This is a genomic window from Sphingobacterium sp. UBA6320 (assembly GCF_002440335.1).
In the GTDB taxonomy this organism is placed as follows: domain Bacteria; phylum Bacteroidota; class Bacteroidia; order Sphingobacteriales; family Sphingobacteriaceae; genus Sphingobacterium.
In genome coordinates this window covers 1-16,534 of the sequence record NZ_DJTA01000014.1, presented here as the reverse complement: position 1 = coordinate 16,534, position 16,534 = coordinate 1, and the positions used below count along the sequence as shown (strand labels likewise).

The 16,534-nt window shown below is 37.1% G+C and carries 12 protein-coding genes; 6 read left to right on the top strand and 6 right to left on the bottom strand.

All coding sequences use genetic code 11. The features are described from left to right. Window positions 1–57 precede the first annotated feature (57 nt). Both B3P23_RS08345 and B3P23_RS08340 read right to left on the bottom strand, forming a co-directional pair. Window positions 58–786: a LytR/AlgR family response regulator transcription factor gene (locus B3P23_RS08345; protein WP_293925351.1), complete on the bottom strand. Its 729-nt coding sequence runs from the start codon at window positions 784–786 to the stop codon at window positions 58–60. Window position 787: 1 nt separating this feature from the next. Further along, entirely contained in the window at window positions 788–1,873 is a 1,086-nt protein-coding gene (locus tag B3P23_RS08340) for a sensor histidine kinase (RefSeq protein ID WP_293925350.1), read from the bottom strand. Between the two features lie 382 nt (window positions 1,874–2,255). Between B3P23_RS08340 and B3P23_RS08335 the strand changes: the two genes are divergently transcribed. Further along, window positions 2,256–2,726: a response regulator gene (locus tag B3P23_RS08335; RefSeq protein WP_248754335.1), complete on the top strand. Its 471-nt coding sequence runs from the start codon at window positions 2,256–2,258 to the stop codon at window positions 2,724–2,726. Window positions 2,727–2,752: 26 nt separating this feature from the next. Here B3P23_RS08335 and B3P23_RS08330 read toward each other — a convergent pair whose 3' ends face one another. From B3P23_RS08330 to B3P23_RS08315, 4 genes are all read right to left on the bottom strand, one after another. Further along, window positions 2,753–3,838 (bottom strand): sensor histidine kinase, encoded by a 1,086-nt coding sequence (locus B3P23_RS08330; RefSeq protein WP_293925349.1) that lies wholly within the window; start codon window positions 3,836–3,838, stop codon window positions 2,753–2,755. Window positions 3,839–3,912: 74 nt separating this feature from the next. Further along, on the bottom strand, window positions 3,913–6,063 hold the full coding sequence (locus B3P23_RS08325; protein ID WP_293925348.1) for a sensor histidine kinase: 2,151 nt from the start codon (window positions 6,061–6,063) through the stop codon (window positions 3,913–3,915). A 1-nt stretch (window position 6,064) separates the two neighbouring features. Further along, window positions 6,065–6,835, bottom strand: a complete 771-nt coding sequence (locus tag B3P23_RS08320) for a methyltransferase domain-containing protein (RefSeq protein WP_293925347.1) — start codon at window positions 6,833–6,835, stop codon at window positions 6,065–6,067. A gap of 6 nt (window positions 6,836–6,841) precedes the next feature. Beyond that, window positions 6,842–7,654, bottom strand: coding sequence for a hypothetical protein (locus B3P23_RS08315; protein ID WP_293925346.1), 813 nt, complete (start codon window positions 7,652–7,654; stop codon window positions 6,842–6,844). Between the two features lie 683 nt (window positions 7,655–8,337). Here B3P23_RS08315 and B3P23_RS08310 point away from each other — a divergent pair. The 5 genes from B3P23_RS08310 to B3P23_RS08290 all read left to right on the top strand — a co-directional run bounded on the left by B3P23_RS08310 (window position 8,338) and on the right by B3P23_RS08290 (window position 16,286). After that, complete coding sequence (locus B3P23_RS08310) at window positions 8,338–9,021, top strand: response regulator transcription factor (RefSeq protein ID WP_293925345.1); 684 nt, start codon at window positions 8,338–8,340, stop codon at window positions 9,019–9,021. Further along, window positions 9,018–10,385 (top strand): sensor histidine kinase, encoded by a 1,368-nt coding sequence (locus B3P23_RS08305; RefSeq protein ID WP_293925344.1) that lies wholly within the window; start codon window positions 9,018–9,020, stop codon window positions 10,383–10,385. Before B3P23_RS08310 ends, B3P23_RS08305 begins: the two co-directional genes overlap by 4 nt. A 241-nt stretch (window positions 10,386–10,626) precedes the next feature. After that, a complete protein-coding gene (locus B3P23_RS08300; protein ID WP_293925343.1) occupies window positions 10,627–11,766 on the top strand; it encodes an efflux RND transporter periplasmic adaptor subunit in 1,140 nt (379 codons plus the stop codon). A gap of 93 nt (window positions 11,767–11,859) precedes the next feature. After that, a complete protein-coding gene (locus B3P23_RS08295; RefSeq protein ID WP_293925342.1) occupies window positions 11,860–14,967 on the top strand; it encodes an efflux RND transporter permease subunit in 3,108 nt (1,035 codons plus the stop codon). A 17-nt stretch (window positions 14,968–14,984) separates the two neighbouring features. Beyond that, on the top strand, window positions 14,985–16,286 hold the full coding sequence (locus B3P23_RS08290) for a TolC family protein (protein WP_293925341.1): 1,302 nt from the start codon (window positions 14,985–14,987) through the stop codon (window positions 16,284–16,286). The last annotated feature ends 248 nt before the right edge of the window (window positions 16,287–16,534 follow it).

The window sequence follows — 16,534 nt, the reverse complement described above, 5'->3', positions numbered from 1 at the left end:
CTCAGAGTCAGCATCCGTTATACTTCTAGGCATTTAACATCCTCCTCTGTTCCCATATTACCGATTAATAGTGTGCTTTTCAATACGCTTTAACAAATTCTCTTTAAAGCTAGCTCCCAAGGGCATCTCAAAACCAGCCACAGTGACCCAGTGATTATCCACGCTCTCAATATTATTCAAATTGACAACAAATGACTTGTTGACCCGAACAAAGTCAGATCCGGGCAATTGATTACAAATAGTCTTTATATTCATGGCTACCATTAATTTTTTATGTTTTGTATGAATCATTACATAATCTTTCATGGCTTCAATATACTGGATTTCAATCAATTCCAATCGAAACAGTTTACGATCAGCTTTTACAAAAATATGATCAGTCTCTGGCAAGACATCCTGCTCTGTGACATTTTTTTGAAAATAGTTGATCACTTTATCCACAGCTTTTTTTAAACGGTCTTCGGCAATAGGTTTTAAAAGATAATCTAAAGCATTCAATTCGTAACTTTCTAAAGCATAATGGGGATAGGCTGTCGTAAATATAATCTGGACAGGTGCCGGCACAAGCTTTGCGAACTCCAATCCGCTTTCCTCTGGCAGATGAATATCTAAAAAAACCAAATCGATCTGCTGCCCTTCCATGATCATACGGGCATCTTCTGTATTACTATACATACCCATACAATCCAAGCAGTCATACTCTTTTAATAATTTCACCAGCCCCCTCCTAGCCAAGGGTTCGTCCTCAATGACAATATATTTTATCGTTAACTTATCTTTAGCCATATCAACCTTTTATTGGAATACTTAAAAAAACTTTAAATATATCTCCACCATCATCTATCTGTAGATCATACGCCTGAGGATAAAGGATTTCTAGTCTTTTACGAATATTACTCAGTCCTAGGCCCCCGTACGCTGCTGTATGTTGTCTCTTTTTTTGTGAATTGATACAGGTAAAACAAATATGCTGATTATTTATGGAGAACTGGATTTGGACATGTAAACCTCCCTCCATGGTTTGATGCGCACCATGCTTGACCACATTTTCTATAAAAGGTATAAAAAGAAAGGGCGGTACATGAATCTGTTCCAAATCGCTATCAACCTGAAAATCCACTATGAATTTATCCCGACGGATATCTTCCAGAAAGAGAATGTTCCTCAATACCACGATTTCTTTTCCCAGTTCAATCGTCTCCCCTTTTGATAAATATAATTGATTTCGCAGAATATCACTCAGTTTCACTAGAACTTTTGAAGCCAATTTGGGATTTTCATCAATCAAAAAATTGATATTATTGAGTGTATTGAATAGAAAATGAGGATTAATCTGACTTTTGAGCTGTTCTAGTTGAATGGTTAATGTATTATTTTCAAATTCTTTAAACCGAATCAAATTAACAATCCATATTTTAAACAACTTAACACTACTTACCGCGGCTATAAAAATAGTAAATAGAATAATCAAAACGATAAAGTCCTTCCAATTTAAAAGAGACTGATCCTGTTTTTTAATAAACTGCAATTCCTGACTTTCTAGTACCAACATACTTAAAAATATGAAAGTGTAAAGGGCAAATAAGCTGCCGGCATAATCTAAGAATCGACTTTTTAGTATGAAAAAAGGAATTAAAATATAATGATTGATATAAAATAGCGCCAGAAGGATGAGGATTGAAATGAATTTGACCCATAAATTCCACATCTCCGTGTCCTTATCGACCTCTGCAGGGGCACTATTGGGTAAAAAATGAATCCCTATGATGGCTGCTATCAATAGAATATGTCGAATCCAACGATATTTACTATCGATTATAAAATCTATAAAAAGACTATTTTCATAGCCTATGATTATTTGTCCATTTTTCATATAAAGAGTCGGTCAAGAGCATTTGTAGCAAAGATACGCTATAAAGATGAAAACGATTTGGTGGCCTTGCCTCCCTTTATTCAATTGAGATATGCACACTGCTACGCTCTTACATGAGGTCAAAAATATTTTTGATGAATCTTCTCCAGATTGAAATTAGATTCAAATAATTCTTTAACTTTGTAATACATAAAAATAACTATTCTATCTATAGGTACATCTTGTTTGTTTAAATACAGAAAAAGCTATTTATTATTGAAAAATAAATAAGCATATTTGGATACAAACCAATGTATTAAACTTTTGTTATTACAATAATAACAGCATTGATATATTGTTAAGGCGACTTTATTAAGATCTCTTACTTATGACAACAAATAACATGGAAAATAAAAAACCCAAAATAACTGTATTATATGTTGATGACGAGGAAAACAATCTCGTTTCTTTTAAAGCGACATTCCGTTTCAAGTATAAAATATTCACTGCTATCAGTGGTTCTGAAGCCATTGATATTGTCAAGAAAAATCAAATTGATGTCATTGTGACCGATCAACGGATGCCAGAAATGACAGGCGTTGAATTATTGGAAGAGATTATCAACATCGATCCAGAGCCTATGCGTATTTTATTAACAGGCTATACGGATATGGGTGCAGTAATAGATGCTGTAAACAAAGGAAAGATTTTTCATTATCTCAACAAACCATGGAGCGAAGAGGAACTAGACGAAACCATTAATCGCGCCTATGATATCTATTCTGAACGCAAGAATTTACTGGAGACGTATTCAAAACTGGAATTATCTAATGAACAATTAGAATTTTTACTGCGTCAAAAACTACTTTCTTAAGTAATTACTTAGCTTTTATACATCAACTACTTACTTGGAACAACTATCGTAAAAGTTGTTCCAACTCCAATATCAGATTTCACATCAACTGTTCCTTGTAGTTTCATTAAGGCACTCTTGACATTATAAAGCCCAAATCCCATGCCTTCGGCTTGATCACTTGCCCTAAAAAACAATTTAAAAATATCATTGATATATTCTGGAGAGATTCCAATTCCGCAATCACTCACGACAAAAGTAGCGTATCCATCAGCTACTTTAACGGACAACTTTACAAATTTATCCTCATTATCCTTGCGTTGATATTTAAATGCGTTGGAAAGCAAATTATGCAAAATCAGTTCTAAAACAGTCTTGTCACACTTAAAATCTTCCGCTTGATCAACATTTATTATAAACTGCACATCGTTATTGCGAACGTACATATTGTAAAATGCAGCAATATCCTTGAAAAGCTCTTTAAAATCGATACTAGACAAAAATAATTCTCCACGCCTCAACAAATAATAGTCGCGTAAACTATCAATATATAAATCAAGCCTAGTCAGGGAACCATCCATTAGCCTCAGCAATTCATGAATTTGATTGATGTCATCAAATTGCAAGGCAAGTTTGACAGCTGATAAAACTCCTGTAAGTGGATCACGAAGATCATGACTTACACTATACGCGAATTTATCTAGCTCATGATAGGCTTTTTCAAGTTCTTCATTTTTAATATCCAACATCGAGTTGGCTGCATAAAACTTATCGGCCTCTTCAATACAAGAAATCATCTCCTCTTCCAACCAAGGCTTGCGGACGAATCGAAAAATGTGTCCCTTATTTACCGCGTCGATTACGGTTTCCATATCTGCATATGCCGTTAGTAGAATACGAATAGGTCTTGGAAATTCTTTTTTTATACGGAAAAAGAAATCGATACCCATTTCATTTGGCATACGTTGGTCACAGAATATAATCCTAATATTAGGATTTTTAATTAATATTTCTTCAGCTTGAATTGTCGAGGAAGCGGTGTGCACAACATAGCTATATCTAAAATTGGCTTTAAAACCAAATAAGTTATTCAATTCATCATCAATATATAATATTTCTATGTCTTTAATCATAATCTAATAATATAGCAATGCATACCGCATTAACAAAAGTAAGAATATTTGTTACTATAAATACATTCCCCTTCTTAATTAATTTGTCGAATAGGAATGATTAATTTAAAGCTAGTACCTTCCCCTATAACTGAATCAACGACAATTTTACCATTATGCTTGGCAATTGTATTGTAAGCAATAGACATGCCTAATCCTGTTCCTTCCCCAACATCTTTTGTTGTAAAAAATGGTTCGAAGATTTTATCTCTAATATTTGCTGGAATTCCAATACCGTTATCCTGAATACGGATAAAAATAAAAGAATCGTCCTCATCTATTCCAGTATCTAATTTTAACGTTCCCCCTGGTTTATTTACAAACTTTTTATTAATAGCGTAGATTGCATTAGTTAAAATATTTAGAAAAACCTGATTAAGTTTACCTGCATAACATTCAATAGCTGGTAAATCTCCGTAATTTTTCTCTACCTCGATGCCCTGTTGTATTAAGCTATTGAGAATGACCATGGTCGATTCTAGACCTTCGTTGATATCTGCAAATTTAAGAGTATCCTCATCTACTCGAGAAAAAATACGGAGACTTTTGACGATTTCAGCAGTCCGATTAGCACCGTCGCTCATGCCTTTAAGTAAAAAGTCAACTTCCGTTTTCAAGTACTCCAGATCTATTTCCTCTTTGTATGCCTCGATACGAGATTTCTTTTCATTCAGAGAGAGCTCTTCATTAAAAGCGAGGTGCTCGACCTCTTCCAATGTATCCCAGATCATACTAATATCCCGTTTCAAAGGAGCCACATTTGAAGTTACAAAATTGATTGGATTATTGATTTCATGTGCTACCCCTGCAGTCAGTTGACCAAGAGAGGCCATTTTTTCTGCTTCTACCAATTGTGATTGCGTTTCTTTCAAGTGGGTCAATGTGGCTTGCAGGGACTCATTTGCTTCCATCAATTCACTTGTTCGCTCTTCCACCTTTTGTTCTAATACGACATTTTGCTCCCGGATCAAACGTTCATTCTCAAGTGACGTGGCCAATTCTTTAGCTTGAGACATTTCCTTTTCTTTTTTCAAAATATTAATACGAGAAGCTAAAGCAAAAGAAAGTAGAGCCATCTCAATAATGGATGCTAGCCTAAAAGAATTGCTGGTAAACAAATTATAGGGCAATATTCCATAATCTTTCAAAAGAAATATTAAAGCTCCGATCAGTAAGATAGACCATGCAATAAAAAAATATCGTGCTGGCAGATAATTCTTCTTTAATACATACAATGATGCGATAAATAGAGCAACTGTCTCCAATGAGGTGGTGATCTGCATCAACTCAAATGCCAATTGACGATAGCCAAAAACCATGAACAGCATACTCAGCAGAAACAAACCTAATAACACAAACAACACCTTACGAATGATCGGTGCGTTGGTACGTAGGTTTAAAAACTGATTGGAAAAAAACAAGACAGCGATACTACTCAAGCATGCAAAAAGAACAACACTGATCGATTCCCATTCCGGATTATTGGGCCAAAGAAATTGAAAGTTGAAGCCCACAATTCCTAACTGTGTAAGCCCCAAGAAAGAGATATAAAGCACATAATATAGATATGCCGAATCCCTAACGGACAGGAATAAGAAAAAATTGTAAATTGCCATGATGAGCACCACTCCCAAAAATAGCCCCAATAAAATATTCTCTTTCCATAATCTTTCCCAGACAACATCGGGTTTACCCACAGCAATAGGAAGAATAATCTGTTCTGAACTTTTTACTCTTAAAAAGTACTGCTTAGTTTCCGAGGACTTTAAGTGGAGATCAAAAATATAATTTGTACTTTGATAAGTACGATGCTTAAAAGCTTTGAAACTTCCTAAATGACCAAGCGATCGGAGGTTGCCTGTATCGTCCAAATCATATAGCTCGACATCATCGAGTAGTGGATAGGCAACATCTAATAAATAATGTGAGCGCTTGCTGAGATTTTGAATTGAAAATGAAACCCAAACACTAAACTTACTAATCCCCAGATTTGGATTGGCAGCATTACTGGGTGTAAATTCATGAAGAAGCGCTTTGATCTCCTGAGGCTGCACCTCTCTTTCTAATTTTAAAATATCTAAATTAGAGTCTGGTGTAACATACTCAATATGATCAGCCAGTTTTATTTGGCTAAATGCAGGGATGGGTACTATTAATAAAAATAATAGCAGTCTAAATAACATCATACTATTTAACAGCCGAAACGACTACAATATTCATAGAACAAGAAAAATAACCGGATTGATCGGCATGTTTTTGGGCTTCAATAAAATGATCTCGTTCATGAGCTCCTATCAAATCCAACGCATACATCTCATCGATCATTTTATCTATCCAAAGATATTTACATGCATCTTCATATCTTTTTAACACAAATGGAAACACTTCGATGGCTATTTCAGAGAATCCGCTTTCCATCAAATAAGCAGATAAGGATTGGGCAGCCTTTCCATTATTTACTTTTCTTCCTGTCAGATATTGGTTCAATTTATCGGTCGTGCTGCTATCTCCGTTATAAAATGATAAACTATTCCAATCAGATTCTACAATCACAATCACTCCTTGATCTTTTAAGATACGTCGCGTTTCTTGAAACAAAGATATCGGATCGGAAACATGCTGAACTAAACGTTCCATCCGTACACCATCGACAGCTGTATCAGGCAATGGTACTTCCAGTACATTCGAAACCAAAAATTTAACATTATCCTCGTCTTTTATCGCGTTATTACCTGCCGCAATCATTTCAGGATCGTGGTCAATACCCAAAAACTCCAATTTATTGGCATGAAACATATGGCTCATATTGAGCACATCCTGTCCAGATCCGCAACCCAGATCAACAATAGTTCCACCTTCAGGAGTATCTTTAAAAAATGCGTAAGATTTCTCTTTAACACCACTAAGTAATTTTAGTGTTTCGGTTAAATAATCTATATTATAATGTTTTTCGTACATGTTATATTAAAGTATATTCAGATTATTTTCATCAAAAAGTTCATCATTATTTTTCTGTTTAGACATCTGTTTGATCACCTCTTTCAAATCCCATCGTTCCATATTATCCAACTGCAGCATATAATGGATCTCAATCTCTTTAGATCGCAATTCCTCGATTCTCACGACGTTACCTCTATTACGCAATTCTAAAATTGCTTGTCTATCTTCTTCAGATGCTAAATCTAGATTATTGACATCATCTAAAATCATGGTTGTTGCCAAAAGGTCAAGTTTTGGGTAATAGAATGTCCCATTATTTCCCACTCCACTTTCCAAACGATAACCGACACATTTTGTCAAATTAATCGTATAGGGAGCACAAAGTGCAAATAATGATTTTATACCGATTTGAGGTGCAATGGCAATCGCTGCTCTTGTTAAGAAAATACTACCGATTCCATAACCCGCAATTTCACGCGAATTCCACAATCCGCAGCCCTCTCCTGTACCTTCTTGTGCATAATCCCAAACTAGATCAAAGATCTTAGCGTCCATTCTTCCTGTTGCCTCCTCGATAGGAAGAGGTTGCGATCCTCCAGAAACATGTATTCTGGCGCCCCCATATACGTTTTCCCCATCGAGAGATTCAACAATTAAAACAAAAGCTGCAGGGTTATACATCCAATCATTTTTGGATGATGTCACTTTTTTAACACCTATAGCTGTTAAAACATGTGCATGTCCCTCTATAAAACGCTCACAAGTCTTAGGATCATCAATCGCACGAAACGCTCTTAACCTGACCACAGGACGTCCCTCTTTAAATATTAGTGCCATGGAACAGTTAATTATTCGATTAAGATTCAAAAATAATGAATATAATCAAAAGATGTTAACGATAAAAAAACTTTACAATTTTATACGTATATCTTTTTCAAAATTTTAACCTACATCATGAAAATTTGATGTTCCATATAATATAAGTTCCTAAAAAAGAGAATTCCCTAGTCGATAATAAAAATTTATAATACATCGACACCAACTATCAATCCTATAGGTAATTTAGCTCTCTTCAAACACGCTCATCAAAAAACACATGTTTAAGTCAATGCAATAAACAACGTAAAACTAAGCTTAAAATCTTTATAAATACAATTAAAAAATCTTAAAAGTTAATTTTAAATAACTATGTGTTACATAACACTTTTTTATTGAGCGATAGTTTCATTAAAATCAACAATAAAAACCTGCATGTTTGAAAGAAAAGTCTATTATAATCCGTACAAATAGCATTCCCGATAAGCTGTCCTGCTGCTAATTTTACGATAATACCATCATAAATTGTAAGTTTGTATTTATAAAAATAGTTTTGGGTATGTAGATCTAGGTCAAAATAATCGATTTTGACTTTGTTTTTTTGATTACCTGATTATCATTTATATACATCAAAGATCAGTTAAATTTCAAGGGTATTAACATGATACTCATGACCATCATTTAGCTAAAAAACAACTTGTTCCATGAAAATACTAATTGTAGAAGACGATCAACGTGTAGCAGAACTCATCAAAAGAGGACTTGAAGAGCAGGGTTTTGTGACGACCTTAGCTTATGATGGCTTATCAGGCAAAAAATTGTCTTCACAAGATCATTTTGATCTCGTGATCACCGATATCATTCTACCAAAAATGGATGGCCTGGATCTTTGCAAATACCTCAGACAAACAAATCCAGATCTTCCTATCATTATGTTAACAGCCCTTGGTACGACAGACGATAAGGTAGAGGGTTTTGACGCTGGAGCAGATGATTATTTAGTGAAACCTTTCGAAATGCGCGAATTGTTAGTTCGCATCAGAGCATTATTAAAGCGAAACCAAAAAAACTCCGGTAACATCAGTGGTATTTTGGCTTATGCAGACCTTGAAATGAATTTGCATACCAAGATTGTCAAACGAAATCAACAGCAGATAAACCTTACTCCTAAAGAGTTTAAACTTTTGGCCTATTTGATGCAAAACCCAGATCGTGTATTATCTCGTGTAGAAATTGCCGATAAGGTGTGGGAGACCCATTTTGATACCGGCACCAATTTTATTGATGTCTACATCAATTACCTTAGAAAAAAAATAGATCGCAATTTTGATCACAAACTCATTCATACAAAATCTGGAATGGGCTTTATTTTGAAAACAGAATCATGAAAATAAGAACCCGGCTGATTATACTTTTCACACTGATCACAGCGATTATATTAGGACTGTTTGCTACGATTATTTACTTATCTGCCAAAGAGAATAGGGAGATCGAATTTTACCAGTTACTCCGAAAAGAAGCGATTACTAAAGCAAATCTTTTTTTAAATGCCCATGTAGACAAAAAGATCTTACAAGATATCTACCATAACAACCGAAAAATTTTGAATGAAGTTGAGGTTGCTATTTATGACACCCACTTTGACCTACTTTATCACGATGCGGTCGACATTGATTTTGTCAAGGAAACCAAAGTGATGATCGATCAGATAAATCATAAAGGAGAAATTAGGTTCTATCAACAGGGCTGGCAAGTCGTGGGGCTACCCTACCGGTATGAAGGCAAAAATTATATTGTTACCGCAGCCGCTTATGATGAATATGGTTATAGTAAACTTGCCAATCTACTCCACAACAGCATTTTTGTTTTTGTCATTTCCATTCTGTTTATCCTCATAGCGGGAATCTTCTTCTCTAAAAAGGCATTTGAACCGGTACGAGCGATGATTGAAAAAGCCAAAAATATATCGGCTACAAATCTTGATCTTCGATTATACAGCCATCAAAGTAAAGATGAATTATCTGAACTCGCAGATACATTTAATGAAATGCTCAATCGTTTAGAAAATTCATTCGATGCACAAAAACACTTCGTTTCAAACATATCACATGAATTGCGTACACCGCTGGCCGCCATTATTGCTGAATTGGAGCTATCAACAACTAAAGAACGCAGTATTGCAGACTATAAAGCAGCGATTCATCATGCTTTAAATGATTCAAAAAAGTTAGTCCGATTATCCAACAGCCTATTAGATCTTGCCAAAGCCAGCTATGATCCTAGTGAAATCACTTTTAAGCCCGTTCGTATCGATGAAGTATTATTGGATGCCAGACAGCAGGTTCAACAAACAAATCCTGAATATAAAATTGATATCCATTTTGAAGATGATTTCGAAAGTGATGATCAAATTTCGGTAAATGGTAATGAATATTTATTGCAGGTTGCCTTCAGTAATCTTTTTGAAAATGGTTGCAAATTTTCCAGTCCGCATCGATGTACTGTCTTGGTCTTATTTGAAGATAAAAACATCATCTTAAAATTTAAAGATCAAGGAATCGGAATCCCTGAACAAGATCTCTCACAGCTATTCAGCCCATTTTATCGTGGCAAAAATAAAGATTATACTTATGGCAATGGTATTGGACTTGCACTGACCGAAAAGATCATTACACTGCACCATAGTAAAATAACGGTTGTTTCGGAGGAAAACGTGGGAACTACTTTCATGATCACCTTGCGGCATTATTAAATAGTTCATCTTCTTTCCTCTTCTAAAGATTCACCTAAATGACCAAGCTCACATGAGGTTTTACAAAATAGTTGCCCTCCCCATATCCTTCTAATAAAATTCTAATTTTTTTCTATTGTTCTTCTAACAGCTTACCATCGATAGACTCAGCACCTTTGCCCTATTCAAAAAAATAGGCACTTCCTAAAAGGGAAGTGATACGAAGTTTGTGTTCAAGTCAAATCAAAAAAAGATCTTATCGATGAAAGCAACAATGACAAATAAATACACCATTTTAACAAGGCTCCTTTTCATTTCTCTTATTTCATTACCTCTATTGGGCTGTCACAATCCAGTTGATCAAGAACAGCTAGCAAGTATGACTTTACGCGGTGATACCATTTTTGTCCACGAAGCGGCTCAAGTAAAATCGTACTTAAAGACCATAACCGTGCAGAAAGAACTGCATCAGCTGCAACTGAACACCACCGGAACAGTCAAAGCAATTCCAAACCAATATGCCGAAATTACCGTTCCTTTTTCAGGCCGTGTAACTGCGGTACACCTCAAATTAGGGATGAAAACAAAACCAGGAATGCCGCTTTTCGAAATTGCATCACCCGAATTTATGGACAGTCAAAAACTATTCTTTCAGGCAAAGACAGCCTTTCAAAATGCATCATTAATTTTAAAACACCAACAAGATCTTAAAGCTAACGGAGTCGGTACCGCACGGGATGTAGAAGAAGCTAAAGCAACCTATGACATTACACAGAAAGAGTATGAAAATGCACGAGCTGCGCTCCAAATCTTCCAGATCGATATCAATAAACTCGTTCTAGGACAGTCCCTGATTGTACGTTCACCCATTGCCGGACAAGTCATTAGCCACGATATCGTCGTCGGACAATATATCAAATCTGACGAACCTTCCCGTGCAAAAATTGCCGAGTTGAATCGGGTTTGGGTAGTCGGAATGGTGAAAGAGCAGGATCTCAACCTCATCAACAAACTGGACATCGCAGAAATTGCCATTGCAGCTTTTCCTGATAAAAAAATAAAAGGAACCATTGAGCACATTGACCAAATCCTAAACGAAGATACCAGAAGTGTTCAGGTGCTAGTAGCCTGTCAAAATTTAGATAGCGTGTTAAAACCCGGTATGTATGTCAGTGTCAATTTTATTGAAAAAGCATCCGATGTAATCTTTATTCCCGAAAAATCATTGCTACAATACCATGATCAAAGTTACGTATTGGTGCAGATTGGTCAAGATCAATACCTCAAGCGTCCGGTCAAGACGGGTATGACCGATCACGGCAAAGTACAGGTTATATCTGGACTAACGGTTGGTGATACCATCATCAGTGAAGGCGCCTTTTATCTGCTAAATGCAAAATAGCATAACACAGACCGATACCTATTAATATCATCTCGTGCAAGCAAAAAAAATCCGCTAAACGGATGACCGTGCTCACCATAGATTCTTATACTGATGAAAAATATATTTCACAACACCATTGCCAGACGTTGGCTTGTTCTGGCACTTTTTATTCTACTAACCTTCTTTGGATATTACTCTTGGACACAATTATCGATTGAAGCTTACCCTGATATTGGCGATGTGAGTTCACAAATTGTAACCCAAGTACCTGGACTTGCTGCCGAGGAGGTTGAGCAACAAATCACTATTCCGATAGAGCGTGCTATCAATGGTTTACCTGGCATGCATGTCATGCGCAGCAAAAGCACCTTTGGTCTCTCTATGGTTACGATCGTTTTCCAAGATGGAACAGACGATTATTTCGCACGCACACGCATTCAGGAACGTTTGGCGGACTTAGCATTACCCTATCAAGCTGTGCCCAGTCTGGACCCACTTACCTCTCCGACAGGAGAGATATTTCGTTATATCATCGAAAGCAAATCACATGATTTGCGCGCACTCACAGATTTGCAGACTTTCGTTATTATTCCGCGGATCAAACAAGTGTCCGGAGTTGTCGATGTCACCAATTTTGGGGGAATTACCACCCAATTTCAGATTGAGATCGATCCGCAGAAACTTGAGCACTATGGTATTGCCTTAAGCGAAGTCGTTCATAAAATCGAAGCAAATAATACCAATGCAGGTGGAAGTGTCATGAACAGAGGCGACCAATCTTATGTAGTCCGAGGAATTGGATTGGTCCGAACACTGGAAGACATCGGCCAGATAGTTGTCAAATCACAACAGGGAACAGCCATTTTCATGAAAGATATCGGTCAGATCAAATATGGAAATCTGGAAAGAAAAGGCGCTTTGGGATACTCAGATAAACGTAGAGCAAATTACTCGGATAATATTGAAGGAATAGTACTCTTGTTAAAAGGTCAAAATCCATCTCTTGTTTTAGAGGGAGTCAACGAAGCCATAGATGAACTAAACAGCAGCATTTTACCAAATGGCGTACAGATTCATGCTTTTATGGACCGTACAGATCTGATCAATACCACACTAAACACCGTTTCGCATACCTTATTAGAAGGAATGGCGTTGGTCATTATTGTACTGATCGTATTTCTGGGAAGCTGGCGTGGGGCATTGTTAGTTGCGATTACCATTCCTGTTGCTTTGCTGACTGCTTTTATTCTCATGCATTTTACCCATGTGCCTGCCAATCTCTTATCATTGGGAGCAATTGATTTTGGTATTATCGTCGATGGAGCCATTGTCATGATGGAAGCTATTTTGAAAAAAAGAGAAGAGAATGAGCAAGCAGAGTTAACAGAATCAGGTGTAGCTTCATTGGTCAAGCAAATGGCAAAACCTATATTTTTTGCGACCATTATTATCATCACCGCTTATATCCCATTATTTGCTTTTGAGCGTGTAGAGAAGAAATTATTTACCCCTATGGTATTTACTGTAGGTTACGCCTTATTTGGAGCATTATTAGTGGCGCTGTTTCTGATCCCAGGAATAGCTTACGTTGTCTACCGCAAACCGCAAAAAGTATATCACAATAGATGGTTAGCAAATTTGACAACAGGCTATCATAGACAAGTCGAAAAACTATTAAAGAAACCAAAAACCGTCATTTTTCCTCTGGTAATTATATTTTCAGGTGCACTAGTGCTCACCGCTACCGTCGGTAAAGATTTTCTTCCACCCTTGGACGAAGGTTCTATCTGGTTGCAAGTATCGCTTCCACCGGGTATCACGGTCGAGAGATCAAAAGAAATGAGTGATGCACTACGTACACGAACACTCCAATTTGATGAAGTGACCTATATGATGGTTCAAGCAGGTCGAAATGATGATGGCACAGATGCTTGGACGCCCTCACATTTTGAGTGCAGCATTGGTTTACTTCCCTATAAACAGTGGAAAGGTGGTAAGACTAAGGCTGATCTCATCGAAGAATTAGCAGCCGCATATGCAGAGATGCCCGGATATGATGTCGCTTTTTCTCAGCCGATGATCGATGGGGTCATGGATAAAATAGCGGGAGCACACAGTGAACTGGTCGTAAAAATATATGGCGAGGATTTCAAAGAGATACGCCGCATTGCGGAAGAAGTGATGTTTACATTACATCAAGTTAAAGGAGCTGTGGATTTGGCTATTGACCAAGAACCACCCTTACCTCAGTTACAAATTAAAGCAGACCGCACTAAAATAGCACAATATGGTTTAAATGTAGCTGATGTTTCAGAGCTTATTGAAACTGCGATTGGAGGAAAGGCAATTTCACAAATATATCAAGAAGGAAAAGTATACGATATCATCTGCCGTTATCAGGAAGAGAGTCGAAATACACCTGAAAAAATAGGTGCCTTGATGCTCACAAGTGAATCAGGCATGAAGATCCCCTTGGCACAAATTGTAACGATCAAGCTCCATACCGGAGAGAGTACGATAGCTCGTGAGATGAACAAAAGACACTTAACCGTACGGCTAAACCTTCGAGGCAATGATCTGACGTCTTTTCTCAAAGAAGCGCAATTAGCGATAGAAAAAAATATCCGATATGATCATGATCAGATCAAAATAAAATGGGGAGGACAATTTGAGAACCAACATCGCGCCTATCAACATTTGTCGGTCATTGTTCCGATGGCATTAATGATTATGTTTATTCTTCTTTATGGAGCATTTGGGAGTTTCGCCCAGGCAGGATTGCTTATGAGTGTCGTACCACTTGCTATTTTTGGAGGGATGCTCGCGCTCCATGTACGTGGAATGACCCTCAATGTATCGTCCGTGGTAGGATTTATAGCCCTATTTGGTATCGCGATCCAGAATGGGGTACTGATGATCACGCAATTCAATACCTTAAGGAAAAATGGATATTCACTTCAGGAAGCTGTTACTATGGGTTCACAACACCGCTTTAGACCAGTTATCATGACGGCAACTGTAGCGATCTTAGGTCTTTTACCGGCATCACTCGCCACTGGAATTGGTTCCGATGTACAGAGGCCTTTAGCAACAGTAATTGTTTATGGGTTATTCTTTGCAACAGTGATTACCCTATATGCGCTGCCATCATTATACTACCTCATGGAAAAGAAAAATGCAGCTCAAATAGCGTATGAAAACCTTCACCAAAAATCATAAAAATCATGCTTAACAATATGACCATAGTTAAAAATTTACTCTTATCCACCTACTGGACTTTGTTGCTCTTGGCTCTTGCACCGATTCAGGCTCAAGTTGTGGTAGATACCACTTTTCATAAAAAAATAATGACCTATTCGGACTATATAGAAGCCGTGGCTCAAAACAACCTATCCTATGCAGCAGAAAAATTAAACATTAATATAGCTCAAGCAGCTATTGAAAAGGCTAAAATAATACCTGACCCAGCATTCAATACCGGATTATTCAATAACGATCAACAGCACATGAAAATGGGGTATGGTTATGATATCGGGTTAGATTGGACATTAGAGCTTGGCGGTAAACGAAAAGCTCGAATAGATCTGGCAAAAAGTGAATCGGAATTAGCGCAATATGCATTGCAGGATTTTTTTCAGCGTCTGCGAGCAGAAGCTACCATGCACTATTTGACAGCTCTACATCAGGAACAACTCGTTAAACTGCAACTCAGCTCTTATGAAGCTCTGGATCAATTAGCAAAATCCGACAGTGTCCGTGAAAAATTAGGTGCAATTACTGCTATAGATGCCACACAAAGTAAACTCGAAGCGGCATCCATGTGGAATCAAGTTATCCAGTCCATTGGTCATTGGAAATCCGCTCTTGGAAACTTAGACTTGCTAATGGGCAGCAAGCGAATAGCAGCCGTCACGTCAACAAACGGAGATTTTTCAACCTTCAATAGGAATTTTCATCTGCATGACTTGATCGAACAAGCGCAGTTGTACCGCTCCGATCTACTTTACGCCTTGCAGCATCAAGATGCTTCGCAAAAAATGTTAAAACTGGCAAACGTCAATCGGATCATTGATCTCGGTATCAATACGGGATTAACCCGCAATGCTGCAGCCCGTAATGAGATCGCACCGAGTCCTGCATTCACAGCAACCAACATCGGTATCAGTATTCCATTAAAATTTTCAAATAAGCAAAAGGGAGAATTGAAAGAAGCTTATTATGCCCAACAGCAATCCGCAGTACAATACAAGCAGATCGAACTTCAGGTGCATACAGAAGTAATAAACGCCTATTATCAATATGAAGCAACACAAAAGCAACTTCAACAGTTTAATACTGGATTACTCCAAAATGCTCAAGCTATTTTAAAGGGAAAACGCTATAGTTATGAACGAGGCGAATCCAGCTTATTAGAAGTGCTGCTTGCACAGCGTGCCTATATAGAAATCCAGCAACATTATTACGAAACACTTTTTAACAATGCGGCCGCACTTGTGGAGCTCGAACGATCTGCTGGAATATGGGATATCCATTTTTAACGATCTTAATGAAAAAGGAGCACTTTTATAGTATAAATCTTCCAACATTATTGGATAGTGGGGTACATAACGGCACAAAATCAAGCAAAAAAGAAGAGCTAAAATGGTCAATTAAAAAATATTCTCCCTCAAAATAAACGTTTTAAAGAATATTCACAACATATACTTGGCATATATCAGGTATTTTTCTACCTTTGCATCACTCCAAACAACGAAGGAAACTTCAAAAAAAAGAGTAAGATTCCGTA